Source organism: Psychroserpens mesophilus, assembly GCF_000826645.1.
Lineage (GTDB): Bacteria > Bacteroidota > Bacteroidia > Flavobacteriales > Flavobacteriaceae > Psychroserpens > Psychroserpens mesophilus.
Genome location: NZ_JXJP01000001.1, coordinates 192,762 through 207,143, shown reverse-complemented (window position 1 = coordinate 207,143; position 14,382 = coordinate 192,762). Strand labels below are relative to the sequence as shown.

Below are 14,382 nucleotides of genomic sequence, written 5' to 3'. Positions count from 1 at the left end.
CTGACAAATAAGTGTAGATGAATGGTTTTTCTAACTTTTTACAACCTTGTATAAAACAGAAAAGGCAAAAGATGTCTCCTTTGCCTAAACTTTTGCTATTAATCACAAAATTGTTATGATTACTGAAAACAAATATAATACCGATGAGTTTACTGAACGCTTCTTTTCGCTTGGATGAACATTTACTTCGTTGGTTGACAGTTAAGTATCGACGAATGGTTTTAAAGTAAATTAAGACGTTTCATTAATTCTGGTCGATTAGAGCGACTAACAGGGATAACGTCTTTTTTGATAAGGACACTATTATCTTCAATATCAATGATTTTATCAACATTAATGATAAATGATCGGTGGACTTTTAAGAATAAATCATTAGGTAATTTGTCTTCAATCTTTTTCAAGGTTGAATGCACTGTATAATTTTGATTCTCAGTTTTAACGTGGATATAATCGCCTTTAGCTTCGACTAAATAAATACTTGGAATATCAATTTTAATAAGTCTACGGTCAATGTTTACATATAAGTCATTCCCAGACGTCGTTTCAACTTTTTCTGAATTGGATGACGCGGAAACACTTGTCTTAGATTCTGCTTTTTGAATGGCCTTTTGAAAACGCTCAGGAGTTATAGGCTTTACGAGATAATCTACAATACAATCATACTCAAAAGCTTGAATGGCAAAGTTGGCATCAGAGGTTGTCAGTATTATTTTTGGTGGATTTTTTAAGGTTTCAATGAAATCAAACCCGGTAAAATCTGGCATGTGAATATCCAAGAAAATCAAATCAATTTCATTTTGATTTAAATACTTAATAGCCTGAATTGCATTTGGAAATTCTTCTAAGACATTTAAACTTTCTACATTAGAACACAATTGGCCAATGATTGCTCTAGCTGTAGCCTCATCATCAATAATAATACAATTCATAAATTTTATACCTAATTATAACTGTTGTAAATAATTAGTCATGATGGTTAAAATAGATTCAAATTCGTCTCGCAGTGTTGTTTCACCCTCAAGCAAATTATTTTCGAACGCTACTGCAATCTCATAACTTTTCTCAAGGCCTAAAATACTAATTTTATGTTTAAGTTTATGAACATTCTCAGCAGTAAGTTTATAGTTTTCAGCAGTTATGTTATCAAAATAGATTTGTTTTTCTTCTGGAAATTCTACTTTAATAATATTGATTAACTTTTGTTCAAAAGCTTTATCACCACCGGACATGCTATGTATATAAGACAAATTAGGTTGTTCCATAATTATTTTTTGAGTGTAAAATGAAAGGTAGTACCATCATTGACTTTAGATGTTACCCAAATTTGACCACCATAAAGCTCAACTATTTTTCTTACTATTGATAATCCAATACCTGTTGATTGATCTCCACTTTCTAATTTTTCAAAGGTTTTAAAAATCTTTTCAAAATAAACCTCTGGAATTCCTTTGCCATTATCTTTAACATAAAACTGCCAAAAATCTCCAGAATCTTGGACACCAATTTCAATAAGCCCCTTCTCTTTATCATTGTAGGAGATGGCATTATCAATTAAATTCTGAAACAATTGTTGCAGTCTGTATTTATCGCCTTTTATAATAGGTAAGTTCTGTTTAATAATTTTGATATGTTCTGGAACCTGAATAATCTTAAGAATATTATCTATAAGCGTATTAATATGGACATCATAAATTTCAATCTGATTTTTCCCAATGGTAGAGTACTCTAGAATACCATTAATTAGGGTATCCATTTTTTCAACATTGTTTCTTATAAGTTTGATACTGTTTTTACCATTTTCATCTAATTTATCATGATAATCCTCCTTTAACCAGGCTGTCAAAGTGTCTATGCTTCGTAATGGAGATTTTAAATCGTGTGATACCATATGCGCATAATCACTAAGTTCTTGGTTTTGATGCGCTAATTCATTTAAAAGAGATTCCTTTTGCTTATTTATTTCAACAATTTCTTTGGTTTGATTATCAATAAAATCAACCAGTTTCGAACCACTTAAATCCAGATTTTCTATTGCATTGCCTTCCTTAAGGTCATAAAACTTAAGTGTATTAATAACGTTTTTTAGCTTATCAATTAATTGCTTTTGCTCGCTAGCTTCTTTTTGTAATTGTCTATTAGCAGTAAATAATTCGTCTGAACTAATAGACATTGCTCTTTGAATCATTGCCGACTGCTCGTCAAAATTGTCGTATGAACTATCAACAGCATTAATAAAATCTTTCAAAGACTCATTGTGCTTTAATTCATCACTTAAATATTTACGAATTTGTCGTTTTAGCAAAGAATTCATTATTCACTCATTAATGTTATGGTCATCGTCTGGTTGTGTAATTGACAGGCTACTTCACCATGGAAAGGAGCTATTTCTCCGTATGAATAAAAACCGCATGTAACTGTATTATTACCTAAAACCTCTATCACTTCTTCTATTTCTTCTTCTACTCTTTGATCTAAAACTAATTTTCTACCAATGCAACTGACTAAAAAGGCGATTTCAGGTTTGTTTTTTCTGAATTCTAATGCTTGTCTTGCTGCTTGTTCTGAAGCATTAGCAATATTATCGACATTAGTCATCATTAATTGCACTTTTGAGTTAACAGGAATATCTCCAGCTAGTATTACAGCATTATCTTCTTCATTAATATTCAAAATCGACCGCACTATAGATTGTTTTTCTTCAGTTGAAGTCACATTTAATGGATATAGCAAAGCTGTACCAGGTAAATCTCTCGCTTTATCGCCTAAATAGGTTTTATATAAATCTAAAGCAGGTTGACCATCTAACTCATACAATGTATTATCTTTTGATTTTGTAACGATTCGTTCTGGGCCAAAAGGTGTCCAGCCACCATGAATTGAAAACGACACCTCTAAAGTTTCACCATAAAATCCAATAGCTACAATTTCTCCCTCCTTTGGGTTTTCATTGTACGAAGCTAGAGTTTTTTCAAAACGTGCATCATCTCCACACAATCCTCCCGTAATTAATAAATTATTTTGGGTAGAAGTATTCATGCCTTTGGTAAGCTGACTTCCATTAATAAAACTCCCTTCAGACACCACGAATACATACTTCAAACCTTCTTCTGGAAATTGTTGAATAAGTTCATTTCCCGTTTTAAAACTATCTAAATCTGAATTTAAAACATTACTCGTTTTAATTAAAAAATTACTTTTTTCAAATTCTATTGCTGTTATCGTAATACTCTCTTCGTTTACTGTATTTAATGAAATTTCCGCACAGGCAGAACCAAATATGATATGACCATCTGGAAACAATTTTCTTATTTCTTCATATACAGAATCCTCTTCTAACATATACCTGTTTCCAAATACGAGAACTAACGGTTCTTTTAATTTTTGATTTTGACCAACGTATGTCCACTGGTTATTCTTATGTTTTTGTTTAACTAACTGTACTGTTTTCATTGTTATTTTTTTAATGTAAAAAAGAACGTTGTCCCCTTATTTAATTCGCTTTCTAACCAAATTTTTCCTTCGTGCTGGTCAATAATTTTTTTCACAATTGATAAACCAATACCTGTTGAGTCTTTACTTTTATTTAGTGCATGAAAAATTTTAAAAATTTTATCATGAAATTGTTTTTCAATACCTATGCCATTATCTGAAATTGAGAATTCATAAAAACCGTCTTTAGATGTCACGTCTATAACAATTTCACCTTCAGGTTTATTTATGAATTTAATTGCGTTGCTTATAAGGTTTTGAAACAATTGTTGAAGTTTAACTTTGTCGCCTTTCAAAGTTGGCAATGTTTTATTTATAGCAATAGAAATATGTTCAGGTACATATATAATTTTGATTATCTCTTTTACTAATAGGTCTGTATTAACTTCAACTTTTTCAATCTGAAAAGCACCAATACTTGAATAATTTAAAATATCTGAAATTAGTAATTCCATTTTTTCTAAAGTTCCTTCAATATGAGTGAAGTTTTGCAAACTAACATCATCCAGTTTGCCCTTATTATCTTCTTTTATCCAGGTTACAAGTGCATCTATACTTCGTAAAGGAGATTTTAAATCATGAGAAACGATGTGTGCATATTCTTGAAGTTCGTTGTTACTTTTTTCAAGTTCTAAAAGCAATGATTCTTTTTGAAACTCTAAGGTTTTTAAATCTGTTATGTCTAAATGAATACCTATAGACCCAACAACTTCTCCTTTCAGGTTATAGTTTGGTGCTCCACTTATTAACCAATATCGAATCTCACCTTGTTTGGTTTTAACTTTAATCTCATAAGAATTCGATTTTCCTTGTTTCCTATTTTCATTTTCTTGGGAGATAATTTCAGAACCACCTTCAACAGGAAATAATTCACTTCCTTTTTTACCAATGACCTCATCCTGCGTATAACCAGACATCTCAGAGAAGCTTTGATTAATCATCAGGATTTCATCCTCATTATTAACTTCAACCAAACCTAAGTGCATGTTAGCAATAATGCTGTAATATTTTTGTTTTTGTGCTTCTAAACTTTTTCTATAAGTCCTTTTTAAGGTGACGTCTGTAAAAGTCCAAAGGAAACCCTTAGATTTTTCTCCAATAGTAATTGGCATATAATCGCGCTCTAATATTTTACCATCAAGCATTTCTAACTCATCACCTACTACAGGTTTTTTATCCAGATTTATTTCTTTCATTCGTTCTAAGAAAGCTTTTGGATTTTTAAATAATAGTTTGTTTTGTTCTGATGCTGCAATGCAATCCATACCTATTAAATCTTCAGGTTGCGCGCTAAGATTAAAAAGTTCACAGAATTTTTTATTGGTCAAGACTATTTTTCGATTTTCATCTTCTAATACAATACCACTATCGAGATTTAAAACAAGTGCTGCTAATCTGTTTTCAGATTCAATAAGCTTTTCTTTTGAGGTTTTTTGATCTGTAATATCACGAACAATACCTTGAGCAGCAATAGGTGTATTGGTATTATCTAAAACAAGACTTCCGTTAACATGCACCCATTTGACTTCTCCAGATTTTGTGCATACTCTAGTTTCATAGTTTTTAAAAAGGCCATTTGTTTGCAAATCCAGAAAAGAAGACATTGCGTATTGATAATCGTCTTTATGTATAAGATTCATAACATTTACAGATTCTATGTCTAAATCATAACCAAACAATGTAGTTGCCGCTTCATTAAATTTAAGTATATTTCCATCTAGATCCATCACGACATAAGCATCCACAATGTTTTCGAATATTCCTTGTAATTGAGAAGATTTTTCTTGTAAAAGTTGTTCGATTTGTTGCGACGTTTGAAACAGTTCCCGAGATTTCTCTTCAAGAATTCTTTCGGCAGCCTTCCTCGCCTTTTTTTCGCGCTCCAAAGCACGTTGCAGTATGTCAAGCTGATCTTGACTCATTAATTCTTATGTATGATAAACCTAACTTCTGTACCGTCTTCTTTTATCTTTTCTAAATCTATGGTTGCGGTAGAGTTGAAATGTTCAAATGTTTTATTCATCAGTCCTAGACCAAAATGATGCATTGCTCGACTAGATTTATAAATCATCACAAGCGAATTGTCGGTTTTTTCGACAACTTCAAAAGCTGGTAACTCTGCGTCAGGATATATTTTTCTCACTTCAACATGGATATGATTTTCAATAGAAGAAATCATTTCGATTGGGTCCTTATAAGTTGCTAAAAGACCAGGATAACTATCTTCGATAACACTGAAAAAATGTTCTGCATAGACTAGTAATAAATTATCAATGGATATCTCTGTTCTGGCGCTTAAATGTTGTAATAACTGCAACATTTCTGAAAAACTGTAAGTTCCAACTGAAGTGTAAATACCTTCAGACTCTAATTCTGAACTTGAAATAATATGATCTACCATTTCTAACCCAAACTTATCTTCTACGAGCTCTAAAAATTCTGTAAAAACAATTCCTTTCATTCTTGTGCTATACTTTAATTAATTCGTTGATACTCCAATACGATAATAGGCTTTCGATTTTTGAAACGTATTCTTCGTATTTTAAAGGCTTTAAAACATAACCAGCAACACCAATTTTATAACATGATAATAAATCTTTTTGATTATTAGATGTTGTCAAAATAATCGTTGGTATATATTTTAAAGTGTCATCTTCTTTTAATATCCCTAAAAATTCAATTCCATTTATTTTAGGCATGTTTAAATCTAACAAAATAATGTCTGGAAGTATCTCTTTTTTCTTTAAAATTTCTAAAGCCTCTTCACCATTATTTGCTTCAATAATCTGGTGTTTTAATTCCAATGATGTGATAGCTCTATTGAGTTTCATGACTTCAATGGCATCATCTTCTATTAATAGAATTTTTAAAAGGTTACTCATGAGAGGGTATGTTTTCCTAATTTATTATAGAAAAATAAGCTAAATATGAAGGATGGACATTAAATTTCGTTTAACCTGAATTAACTGTAGACGAATGACGTTTATGTGTAGACGAATGGTAATTGGTGTTTATGCAGAATGTATTAAATCTAGTGCTTTTAATTGAAGTGTATATTTCATATTCTCTAGCTCTAACAGAAATCCCAATGAAAATTTATCTTGATTATTTTTATCAATTGCAGTTTCAAAATAATTAATAAATTCCAGTCTTCTTAAACTTGTATCTAGCAGTTGTTTTTGAAAACTGTTTTCAGAATCCATATCCTTCTCTTTTGTATTAATTTCGGCAAGGTGTGTTTTCTTTTCAAATGATGATGTCAATAAGTTTTTAAATTGGTTTAATGATTTCATGATTACGCTCTTAATTAATCCTGAGACAAAACTATGGCTATCTATTCATGAAAATTTAAATATTCTATAGGATTAAAATTATGGTAGTTGTAATGCATAAAAGTGTAGACGAATGGAAAATCACTCCAATTCCTGGCGCATTTTTTTTGACATACCTTTAACAACCATATCATATGAATGGTCGATAAGTTTTAGAATAAGTGTTGTTTGAAGTTCTCCTGTATGCACATAAACGCTGTTCCATTGTTGTTTATGCATGTGGTAACCAGGTTTGATACTGTCGTATTCAGCTCTAAGTTCTTGTGCGTATTCTGGATCGCATTTTAAATTGATAAAAGCCTCGCCTGCTTCCCATTTTTTTAAGGAGACTAAGGCGAACATTTTACCTAAAACTTTAAAAACTAAGGTATCATTATCAAAAGGGAAATGTTCGGTTACTGCTTTTTTATTCATGCAGTAATTTCTATAGTCTTCGATGTTCATTTTAAAAGCTTATTACTTTTATCTTCAATTTTTAATGCTGAATAATCCAGCTTCCAACCAATGGTTTCAACTATATTTTCAATAAGTAATACCGATTCTAAGGCTTCTTTTTTTGCTATTTCATATAAACCGCTTTCTGGGACTTTGTTCATGATATGATTTTTAGCCTCATTATGTAATTCGGTTAAATCGGATGCTTCAAATTTATTGAACATACCATCCTTTTTATCGTAATAATTTAGGTCAGTTTCAATCGATAACACTTCTGGTTGTGGAAAATGAAATAGGGTAACAGTTTTGGTTTTCACATCAGAATCTAACTTAATTTTAGACAAGTCAAATCCAACATGTGCTTTGGCGTTAATAACTACCAGTGCTTTTTTTCGACTTGTGATGAGTTTAAGATAGCGTTCTTTGACATCTTCATAATGATAAATCTCAGCAAAATCACCTTCAACAGTAATAAACTTACATACTTTTTTAATCTTATCTAATAAGATTACAGACTGCGAATTGGTGCGTTTTTTTATTCTAAATTGTTTTACCAAAGTCACAATCGCTAAAGTGACTAAAATACTTATGATGATGATAAAAAATGTTTCCATATTGTAATTTATATCTGTCATAATAGATTTCTCGACAAGCTCGAAATGACAGATTCTTTTTAATTTATTCTAATACTTTAAACAAAACAGGTTTACTTGGCGTAGCATCATTTTCAAAAGGTGCAATTTGCAAATTCAGCAGATATTCACCATCATCAACTTTATTTGGAACATAGATAAACTCTGTTATCGTACAATCCTTCCGAAGTTTCCCATCAAAATTCCAAAATGCTTTATGTGCTTTTAATTCGCCTCCATCGTCTTCTTTATCAACACTTGGCAAATCAATCAACAAATGTTTAATGCCTTTACTTACCAAATAAGCAACAGCATCTTCCTTTAAATAGGTCCAATTGGTTTTTGAATAGTGCTTAGTCAATTTATCTTTCATATTGGGTAAGGTTCGAATCACAATAGCATCACGTTTTTTATTTCCTAAAGCAAATTGCAACTGTGTTTTTGATATGACAGTATCATCACCTTCTGGCTCTGGAGCAACCGACACCACTTCGGCTAAGAAAAAAAACTGTTTTAGGTTTTTGTTAACCGAATGAAATTCTTCAGTGATATGACCAACACATTCGGTATGCGTTCCATGTGCATGCGGATTAAATTGAATGTTGTTGAAATTTACATCTGCGCCTTCAGCAACACGACCAACCCAATCGTCTAGTTTAACTGCCTCTATTTTTGGCTCATCAATATACCATGCATTCACGTTTTTTTTTGACGCTCGCATCGGAATTGAGATATCCAAAGGTTTTGATAAATCTATTTGTAGTTTTCTAGAATTATATTGAATGGTTGTAAGCACTATAAATTAATTTTAAAAAGTTGAGAAGCAATACCATCACTTAAAAATTGTCCTTTTTTAGTGACTCGTAAATGCTCATCATCAATATACAATAAATGTTGATTTATAAAAATTTTGGATTGTTCAATTAAGTAGTCTTTAAAAACTGTTCCGAAGTCATGTTCAACTTTATCAAACGAAACGCCCCAAATGGTTCGTAAACCAGTCATGACATATTCATTATACTGATCGGTTTTGGTTAGCATTTCTGTTTCTATCGGAAGTATATTACTTTGAATGGCATTGATGTATTTTGAATTGTTACGTATATTCCATCCTCGTTCTGTCCCATTAAATGAATGTGCCGAAGGACCAATGCCGATATACGATTTTCTTTGCCAATAGGCTGAATTATTCTTGCTGAAATAGTTTTCTTTTCCGAAGTTAGATAATTCATAATGGATAAAATCTGAAGCTTCTAAAGTGTCTTTTAATATGTGAAATTGTTCATGTGCCTGCTCGTCATCAACATTATCGATAAGCCCTTTTTTTATGAAGCTGTATAACGCTGTTTTTGGCTCAACAGTTAATGCATAACTTGAAATGTGCGGAATTTTAAATGACAGGGCTGTTTCAATATTTTGCTTCCATCGCTCATGTGTTAAACCTGGAATGCCATATATTAAATCCACTGAAATATTATCGAAATACTTAATGGCTTCAGACAAACATTCTTTTGCTTCTTCAGCATTATGTGCACGATTCATGAGTTTGAGGTCATTTTCGAAAAACGATTGGATTCCAATTGATAATCGATTGATGCCAATAGCTTTATACGCTTTGAAAATTGACCTATTAGACACTTCGACTGCGCTCAGTGGGACATTATCGTTATGGATTCCTGCTTTTAATAAATCATCAGGATTGGCCTCCAGTGTAATTTCCGGATTTGAAGCTACTTGATAATTCGTGTAAATCGTTGCTATTAAAAACTGTAGCTCTTTAATGGTTAATAAACTCGGTGTGCCTCCTCCAAAATAAATGGTTTCGACAGTTGTATTTTTAAATTCATCTTTACGAAGTTGTAATTCTTGAGCCAAGGCATAAACCATGTCATCTCTTTTCTTTAAACTGGTAGAAAAGTGAAAATCGCAATAGTGACAAGCTTGTTTGCAAAATGGGATGTGGATGTAAATACCTGACATAGTGAACTAAAAAGACTCCTTAAAATAAGAAGTCTTTCAATGATATTAATTTTATTTTAATAATTTCTAGATACTGAGATTAAATGTTCCGTTTTCAATGGTATAAACTTCTCCTCCATCACTAGTTGCTGTAGCTGTAAAACTACCTTGTATAATATCAAAGGTAGAACCTTCAATTACGGCATCAATGACTAAAGTTCCAGAAACGCTTAAATCTTCGTAATCATTAACTTCATCAAACGGATTAACGTACTCAACATTTATTCTGTTCACAGAAGCATCTGTTGTAAAGTTATAAGTCCCTTCTTGAAGCGCGTTAGCATCAACAACAACAGAAAGCGTAAGCGTGTCATCGGAAATTCCGAAAAGCTCATATACTGTGTTTCCTCCAAATCCGCCAGATGTACCATGCTTTACAGATTCGAATAAAGTGCCATTAATTGTGGCATCAGTAAATTCATTTAACAACGGATCTAATTGATTTTCTACAAATACTAAATTAAAACTTCCACTTTGTACAGCTCTAACCTCACTATTTATAACATCTAAATCATCTTCATATACATTACCACTAAAATTAGCGCTCACCACATTTTGAGATAAATCGATCGTTAAATTTGAAAGACTGAAATCTGGATTGTAAAATGCCGAATTAAAATTATTGTCTAATGTTCCATCTAAAATGTAAAAATTAGCACGATCTAAAACACCATTTTTATTGAATCGTATAAAGAAGTTTTCGTTATTACCATTAAAACCAAGTACTTCATAGTTATCGAAGGTTTTTGTAGCAAAAAACGTATCGAATGTATAGAGCGTACCGTCAATTGTAACAGTAAAAGAATTTTCTGTAGATAGTTGTTGTTGTTCATTACCATCGTCTGACGAAGAACATCCAGACAAGGAAATAAGTGCTGAAATAAATAATAGATTAATAATTTTTTTCATTTTGATTTATTTAGAGTTTTGACGAAGATTAAAAAAATGATAGCTAATTCCTAGTTTTAAATGAATTAATAGAGTTATTTTTCTAAATAACGAGCCAAATAGATTCTACATCAAAAGAAAATTAAAAATCAGCGACTCCACAACTTTAAGACTTAACGGTTTACCACATACTACTTTTTCACACGATCCTCGTTTTGTTTCACAAAACTTGCCCAACCTGAATAGCTTTTACCAATTTCAATTCGACCTTCGTTATAAAAATGACAAACAGCAGCAGCCAATCCATCCATAGAATCTAAATTTTTAGGTAATGTTTTTAATCCTAATAAGCTCTGCAACATTTTAGCCACTTGTTCCTTACTGGCATTTCCACTTCCGGTAATGGCCATTTTAATTTTTTTAGGCGAATATTCTGTAATAGGAACTTCACGAGACAAACCTGCTGCCATGGCAACCCCTTGCGCTCTTCCTAGTTTGAGCATACTTTGCACATTCTTTCCAAAAAAAGGTGCTTCAATGGCAATTTCATCAGGATGATGCGTATCGATCAATTCAATGGTGCGTTCAAAAATGAGTTTCAATTTAAGATAATGATCACTGTATTTTTTTAGATCCAATTCATTGAGTTGAAGAAAGGTCATTGTCTTTCCTACAACTTTTATGAGTCCGAAACCCATAATTGTTGTTCCTGGATCAATTCCTAAAATAATTTTTTCTTTAGCCATGTATTAACAATAGTGACATCCGCTTAAGGAGAATGTAATTCCGAAAGTAATGGTTAGCAAATTACCATTAAAAGAACCAAAACCATTTATTATGGGATCAAAATCTTTTCCTAATCCGAGTATATATGATACATCTGTATATAGCGACATGTATTCACTTAAGGCATAATGCACTTCAAGTCCTGCCATTACATTTAAAAATGACGCTTTATTATTTGAATAATTCCCAAGTGGTTTCACAAAAGTATAACCAGGACCAGCATGAGTTACTAAGCCTATTCGTTGTGGTAAAAACCCAATTACTTCTGTAGGATCATAGACAATCTGCGCATTGATTCTTGAGTAATTTATTTTAAATTCAGGTGAGTTATCACCATTTGAAAATCGGTTAAATCCGAAATCGAATTTTGCACCTAACTGTCGCTTAAACATGTACTGAATTCCTGCATTGACCGTTGGAAAATTTACCGACTTGGATTCAAATCCTTCCACAAAACCAGATTGCGACGGACTATTAACACCGAGGGCGATTTGCGCTTTCCACTTATTGGTATCTTTTTGAGCAAATGAAAGTGTTGTGAAGAATACAATGACTATCAGTAATTTGTGCTTTAGAGTTTTAAAAATCGACATCATGTTATTATAATGGTTTATTTTGCAGGTGAAACAAATAGTTCAGATAAGTTCCTATGCATTTTGGAAGCCTTACTTACAAAACTAAACAATTCTTTCTTTTACTTATTAAATTAAGTATTGTTGTTGGTGCTTTTTATTTTATTTATAAAAAATTAACCGAAAATGAAGAGCTTGATTTTCATGTTTTTATTCAATTTTTAAGAGAAAATGAAGCTTTTTCAATAAAAATGATGCTTTTTTTATTGTTTTTAACCTTTTTTAACTGGTTTTTAGAAATTTTAAAATGGAAGACATTAGTTGCTACAGTAGAACAGATTAGCTTCAAAAATGCGTTGGAACAAAGCTTAGGATCATTAACCGCATCCTTATTTACACCTAATCGAATTGGTGAATATGGTGCCAAAGCCATTTATTATACGACTGGCAAACGCAAAAAAATAGTACTGCTCAACTTACTCAGTAACATGATGCAAATGGGCACAACCATCGTATTTGGTGGTATTGGCTTATTACTTTTGAATTCAAAATACGACTTAAACATAGATTATTTTAAAGTCTCTCGCTTAGTAGTGATCATTATCGTCATTTTAATTTTTACTGCTTTTGCTTACAAACAGAAGTCATTCAAAATCAAAGGATTTTCAGTAAAGCGCTTACTACAATTTTTCAAAAATATTTCGATTAAATCGAAGGTTTTAGGAATGCTTCTATCTGTATTGCGATATTTTGTGTTCTCGTTTCAGTTTTATGTTCTTCTAACAATTTTTGGCGTAAGTGTTAGCTATTACAATGCCATGATTGTTATCACATCGATGTATCTTTTGGCATCTATAATTCCTTCTGTTTTTATTTTTGACGTCATCATCAAAAGCAGTGTTGCTGTCTATTTATTTTCAATTGTTGGTGTCAATGATTTTACAACACTCAGCATTGTTACTTTAATGTGGCTTCTTAATTTTGTGCTGCCAAGTTTATTTGGAAGCTATTACGTACTTAATTTTAATTTTCCTAAAGACGACACCTTGCAATGCTAATCATCACTATTGTCATCCTATTATTATATCTGCTCTTAATTGGCAGCTTTGCCTATGGTTTTGATAAGGTAAAAACAACTCCTCTTGAAGATGTTAAAGCTAAAATTGATTTTAGCATGATCATTCCGTTTAGAAATGAAGCTGAAGCCTTACCAGATTTATTAGCATCTATCTTAGAGTTGAATTATCCGAAACACAAATTTGAAATTCTTTTTATTGATGACGATTCTGAAGATGATTCAGTTAAACTTATAAGAAGTAAATTAAGCAAATCTAAAATTGATTTCAGCATATTACACAATGAACACCATTCAAATTCACCAAAAAAAGATGCCATAACAAAAGCGATTTCTCAGTCTAAATATGACTGGATGGTCACCACAGATGCCGACTGTAAATTACCGAAATATTGGTTAGACAGTTTTGATGATTTTATTCAAAAAAACGACATAAAATTCATCGTTGCTCCTGTTACTTACCACACAACAACTTCATTTTTGAAACGCTTTCAATTACTCGATTTTTTAAGTCTTCAAGGTGTAAGCATTGGCGCTTTTGGAATTAATAAGCCCATATTATGTAATGGTGCAAATTTAGCGTATACAAAAACATTGTTTTTTGAATTAGAAGGCTTTGATGGCAACTCCAATATTTCAAGTGGTGATGATATTTTCTTATTACAAAAGGCTATTCAGAAATACCCAAATAAGATTCAATATTTAAAGTCTGAAAGCGCTATTGTAAAAACTATACCTCAGCATGACTTTAAAAATTTAGTATCACAACGTGTACGCTGGGCAGGCAAAACATCAAGCTACAATAGCCTTTTTGGAAAACTCACAGGAATTGTGGTGTTTGTAATGAATGGCTTTTTAGTATGTTCTCCTCTGTTATATCTTGCAAATTTCATTTCAATTAAAACATTGTTATATACCTTCATAATAAAGTTTTGTATCGATTTTTTATTACTGTTCAAAACAGTCCGATTTTTTAATCAGGAATCGTATCTGGCATCATTCTTTTTTTCCAGTTTTTTGTATCCTATTTTTTCTGTTTATGTCGTATTTATTTCAGTATTTAAAGGTTATAAATGGAAAGATCGCACATACAGGAAATAGTACTTTCTCATTTATTTTTGTTAGATTTACATTAATAATAATCTGATGTCCTG

General features: G+C 31.6%; 17 protein-coding genes. 2 read left to right on the top strand and 15 right to left on the bottom strand.

Annotation, left to right across the window (positions count from 1 at the left end; genetic code table 11):
* Positions 1–221: 221 nt before the first annotated feature.
* The 15 genes from TD18_RS00940 to TD18_RS00870 all read right to left on the bottom strand — a co-directional run bounded on the left by TD18_RS00940 (position 222) and on the right by TD18_RS00870 (position 12,177).
* The gene (locus TD18_RS00940; protein WP_040247261.1) at positions 222–929 is read right to left on the bottom strand and encodes a LytR/AlgR family response regulator transcription factor; all 708 of its coding nucleotides are present in this window, start codon (positions 927–929) and stop codon (positions 222–224) included.
* A 15-nt stretch (positions 930–944) separates the two neighbouring features.
* Positions 945–1,262, bottom strand: coding sequence for a hypothetical protein (locus TD18_RS00935; RefSeq protein WP_040247258.1), 318 nt, complete (start codon positions 1,260–1,262; stop codon positions 945–947).
* 2 nt (positions 1,263–1,264) lie between these two features.
* Entirely contained in the window at positions 1,265–2,311 is a 1,047-nt protein-coding gene (locus TD18_RS00930; RefSeq protein WP_040247256.1) for a sensor histidine kinase, read from the bottom strand.
* A complete protein-coding gene (locus TD18_RS00925) occupies positions 2,311–3,450 on the bottom strand; it encodes an FIST signal transduction protein (protein WP_040247253.1) in 1,140 nt (379 codons plus the stop codon). The genes TD18_RS00930 and TD18_RS00925 overlap by 1 nt, the downstream gene beginning before the upstream one ends.
* Before the next feature lie 2 nt (positions 3,451–3,452).
* Positions 3,453–5,411 (bottom strand): PAS domain-containing sensor histidine kinase, encoded by a 1,959-nt coding sequence (locus TD18_RS00920; RefSeq protein ID WP_040247251.1) that lies wholly within the window; start codon positions 5,409–5,411, stop codon positions 3,453–3,455.
* Complete coding sequence (locus TD18_RS00915; RefSeq protein ID WP_040247248.1) at positions 5,411–5,950, bottom strand: heme NO-binding domain-containing protein; 540 nt, start codon at positions 5,948–5,950, stop codon at positions 5,411–5,413. Before TD18_RS00915 ends, TD18_RS00920 begins: the two co-directional genes overlap by 1 nt.
* A 7-nt stretch (positions 5,951–5,957) precedes the next feature.
* Positions 5,958–6,371 carry a response regulator gene (locus TD18_RS00910; protein WP_040247246.1) on the bottom strand — a complete coding sequence of 138 codons (414 nt, stop codon included), beginning with the start codon at positions 6,369–6,371 and terminating at the stop codon, positions 5,958–5,960.
* A 129-nt stretch (positions 6,372–6,500) separates the two neighbouring features.
* On the bottom strand, positions 6,501–6,782 hold the full coding sequence (locus TD18_RS00905) for a hypothetical protein (RefSeq protein ID WP_040247244.1): 282 nt from the start codon (positions 6,780–6,782) through the stop codon (positions 6,501–6,503).
* A 120-nt stretch (positions 6,783–6,902) separates the two neighbouring features.
* Complete coding sequence (locus TD18_RS00900; protein ID WP_040247241.1) at positions 6,903–7,265, bottom strand: MmcQ/YjbR family DNA-binding protein; 363 nt, start codon at positions 7,263–7,265, stop codon at positions 6,903–6,905.
* Positions 7,262–7,870, bottom strand: a complete 609-nt coding sequence (locus TD18_RS00895; protein WP_040247909.1) for a DUF4230 domain-containing protein — start codon at positions 7,868–7,870, stop codon at positions 7,262–7,264. The genes TD18_RS00900 and TD18_RS00895 overlap by 4 nt, the downstream gene beginning before the upstream one ends.
* A gap of 64 nt (positions 7,871–7,934) precedes the next feature.
* A complete protein-coding gene (locus TD18_RS00890) occupies positions 7,935–8,684 on the bottom strand; it encodes a cyclase family protein (RefSeq protein ID WP_052460984.1) in 750 nt (249 codons plus the stop codon).
* Positions 8,684–9,868, bottom strand: coding sequence for a radical SAM family heme chaperone HemW (gene hemW, locus TD18_RS00885; RefSeq protein ID WP_040247236.1), 1,185 nt, complete (start codon positions 9,866–9,868; stop codon positions 8,684–8,686). Before hemW ends, TD18_RS00890 begins: the two co-directional genes overlap by 1 nt.
* A 66-nt stretch (positions 9,869–9,934) precedes the next feature.
* Entirely contained in the window at positions 9,935–10,816 is an 882-nt protein-coding gene (locus TD18_RS00880) for a hypothetical protein (protein WP_040247233.1), read from the bottom strand.
* 170 nt (positions 10,817–10,986) lie between these two features.
* Complete coding sequence (gene ruvC, locus TD18_RS00875; protein ID WP_040247231.1) at positions 10,987–11,541, bottom strand: crossover junction endodeoxyribonuclease RuvC; 555 nt, start codon at positions 11,539–11,541, stop codon at positions 10,987–10,989.
* 3 nt (positions 11,542–11,544) lie between these two features.
* The gene (locus TD18_RS00870; protein WP_040247228.1) at positions 11,545–12,177 is read right to left on the bottom strand and encodes an outer membrane beta-barrel protein; all 633 of its coding nucleotides are present in this window, start codon (positions 12,175–12,177) and stop codon (positions 11,545–11,547) included.
* A gap of 53 nt (positions 12,178–12,230) precedes the next feature.
* On the opposite strand from TD18_RS00870, the gene TD18_RS00865 reads away from it, so the two are divergent.
* Together TD18_RS00865 and TD18_RS00860 are read left to right on the top strand one after the other, a co-directional pair.
* Positions 12,231–13,211, top strand: a complete 981-nt coding sequence (locus TD18_RS00865; RefSeq protein WP_040247225.1) for a lysylphosphatidylglycerol synthase domain-containing protein — start codon at positions 12,231–12,233, stop codon at positions 13,209–13,211.
* Positions 13,205–14,329 carry a glycosyltransferase family 2 protein gene (locus TD18_RS00860; RefSeq protein ID WP_040247223.1) on the top strand — a complete coding sequence of 375 codons (1,125 nt, stop codon included), beginning with the start codon at positions 13,205–13,207 and terminating at the stop codon, positions 14,327–14,329. The genes TD18_RS00865 and TD18_RS00860 overlap by 7 nt, the downstream gene beginning before the upstream one ends.
* The last annotated feature ends 53 nt before the right edge of the window (positions 14,330–14,382 follow it).

Coding starts and splice junctions, on each gene's coding strand:
- TD18_RS00940 (WP_040247261.1), bottom strand. CDS start 929: ATGAATTGTATTATTATTGATGATGAGGCTACAGCTAGAGCAATCATT.
- TD18_RS00935 (WP_040247258.1), bottom strand. CDS start 1,262: ATGGAACAACCTAATTTGTCTTATATACATAGCATGTCCGGTGGTGAT.
- TD18_RS00930 (WP_040247256.1), bottom strand. CDS start 2,311: ATGAATTCTTTGCTAAAACGACAAATTCGTAAATATTTAAGTGATGAA.
- TD18_RS00925 (WP_040247253.1), bottom strand. CDS start 3,450: ATGAAAACAGTACAGTTAGTTAAACAAAAACATAAGAATAACCAGTGG.
- TD18_RS00920 (WP_040247251.1), bottom strand. CDS start 5,411: ATGAGTCAAGATCAGCTTGACATACTGCAACGTGCTTTGGAGCGCGAA.
- TD18_RS00915 (WP_040247248.1), bottom strand. CDS start 5,950: ATGAAAGGAATTGTTTTTACAGAATTTTTAGAGCTCGTAGAAGATAAG.
- TD18_RS00910 (WP_040247246.1), bottom strand. CDS start 6,371: ATGAGTAACCTTTTAAAAATTCTATTAATAGAAGATGATGCCATTGAA.
- TD18_RS00905 (WP_040247244.1), bottom strand. CDS start 6,782: ATGAAATCATTAAACCAATTTAAAAACTTATTGACATCATCATTTGAA.
- TD18_RS00900 (WP_040247241.1), bottom strand. CDS start 7,265: ATGAACATCGAAGACTATAGAAATTACTGCATGAATAAAAAAGCAGTA.
- TD18_RS00895 (WP_040247909.1), bottom strand. CDS start 7,870: ATGGAAACATTTTTTATCATCATCATAAGTATTTTAGTCACTTTAGCG.
- hemW (WP_040247236.1), bottom strand. CDS start 9,868: ATGTCAGGTATTTACATCCACATCCCATTTTGCAAACAAGCTTGTCAC.
- TD18_RS00880 (WP_040247233.1), bottom strand. CDS start 10,816: ATGAAAAAAATTATTAATCTATTATTTATTTCAGCACTTATTTCCTTG.
- ruvC (WP_040247231.1), bottom strand. CDS start 11,541: ATGGCTAAAGAAAAAATTATTTTAGGAATTGATCCAGGAACAACAATT.
- TD18_RS00870 (WP_040247228.1), bottom strand. CDS start 12,177: ATGATGTCGATTTTTAAAACTCTAAAGCACAAATTACTGATAGTCATT.
- TD18_RS00865 (WP_040247225.1), top strand. CDS start 12,231: ATGCATTTTGGAAGCCTTACTTACAAAACTAAACAATTCTTTCTTTTA.
- TD18_RS00860 (WP_040247223.1), top strand. CDS start 13,205: ATGCTAATCATCACTATTGTCATCCTATTATTATATCTGCTCTTAATT.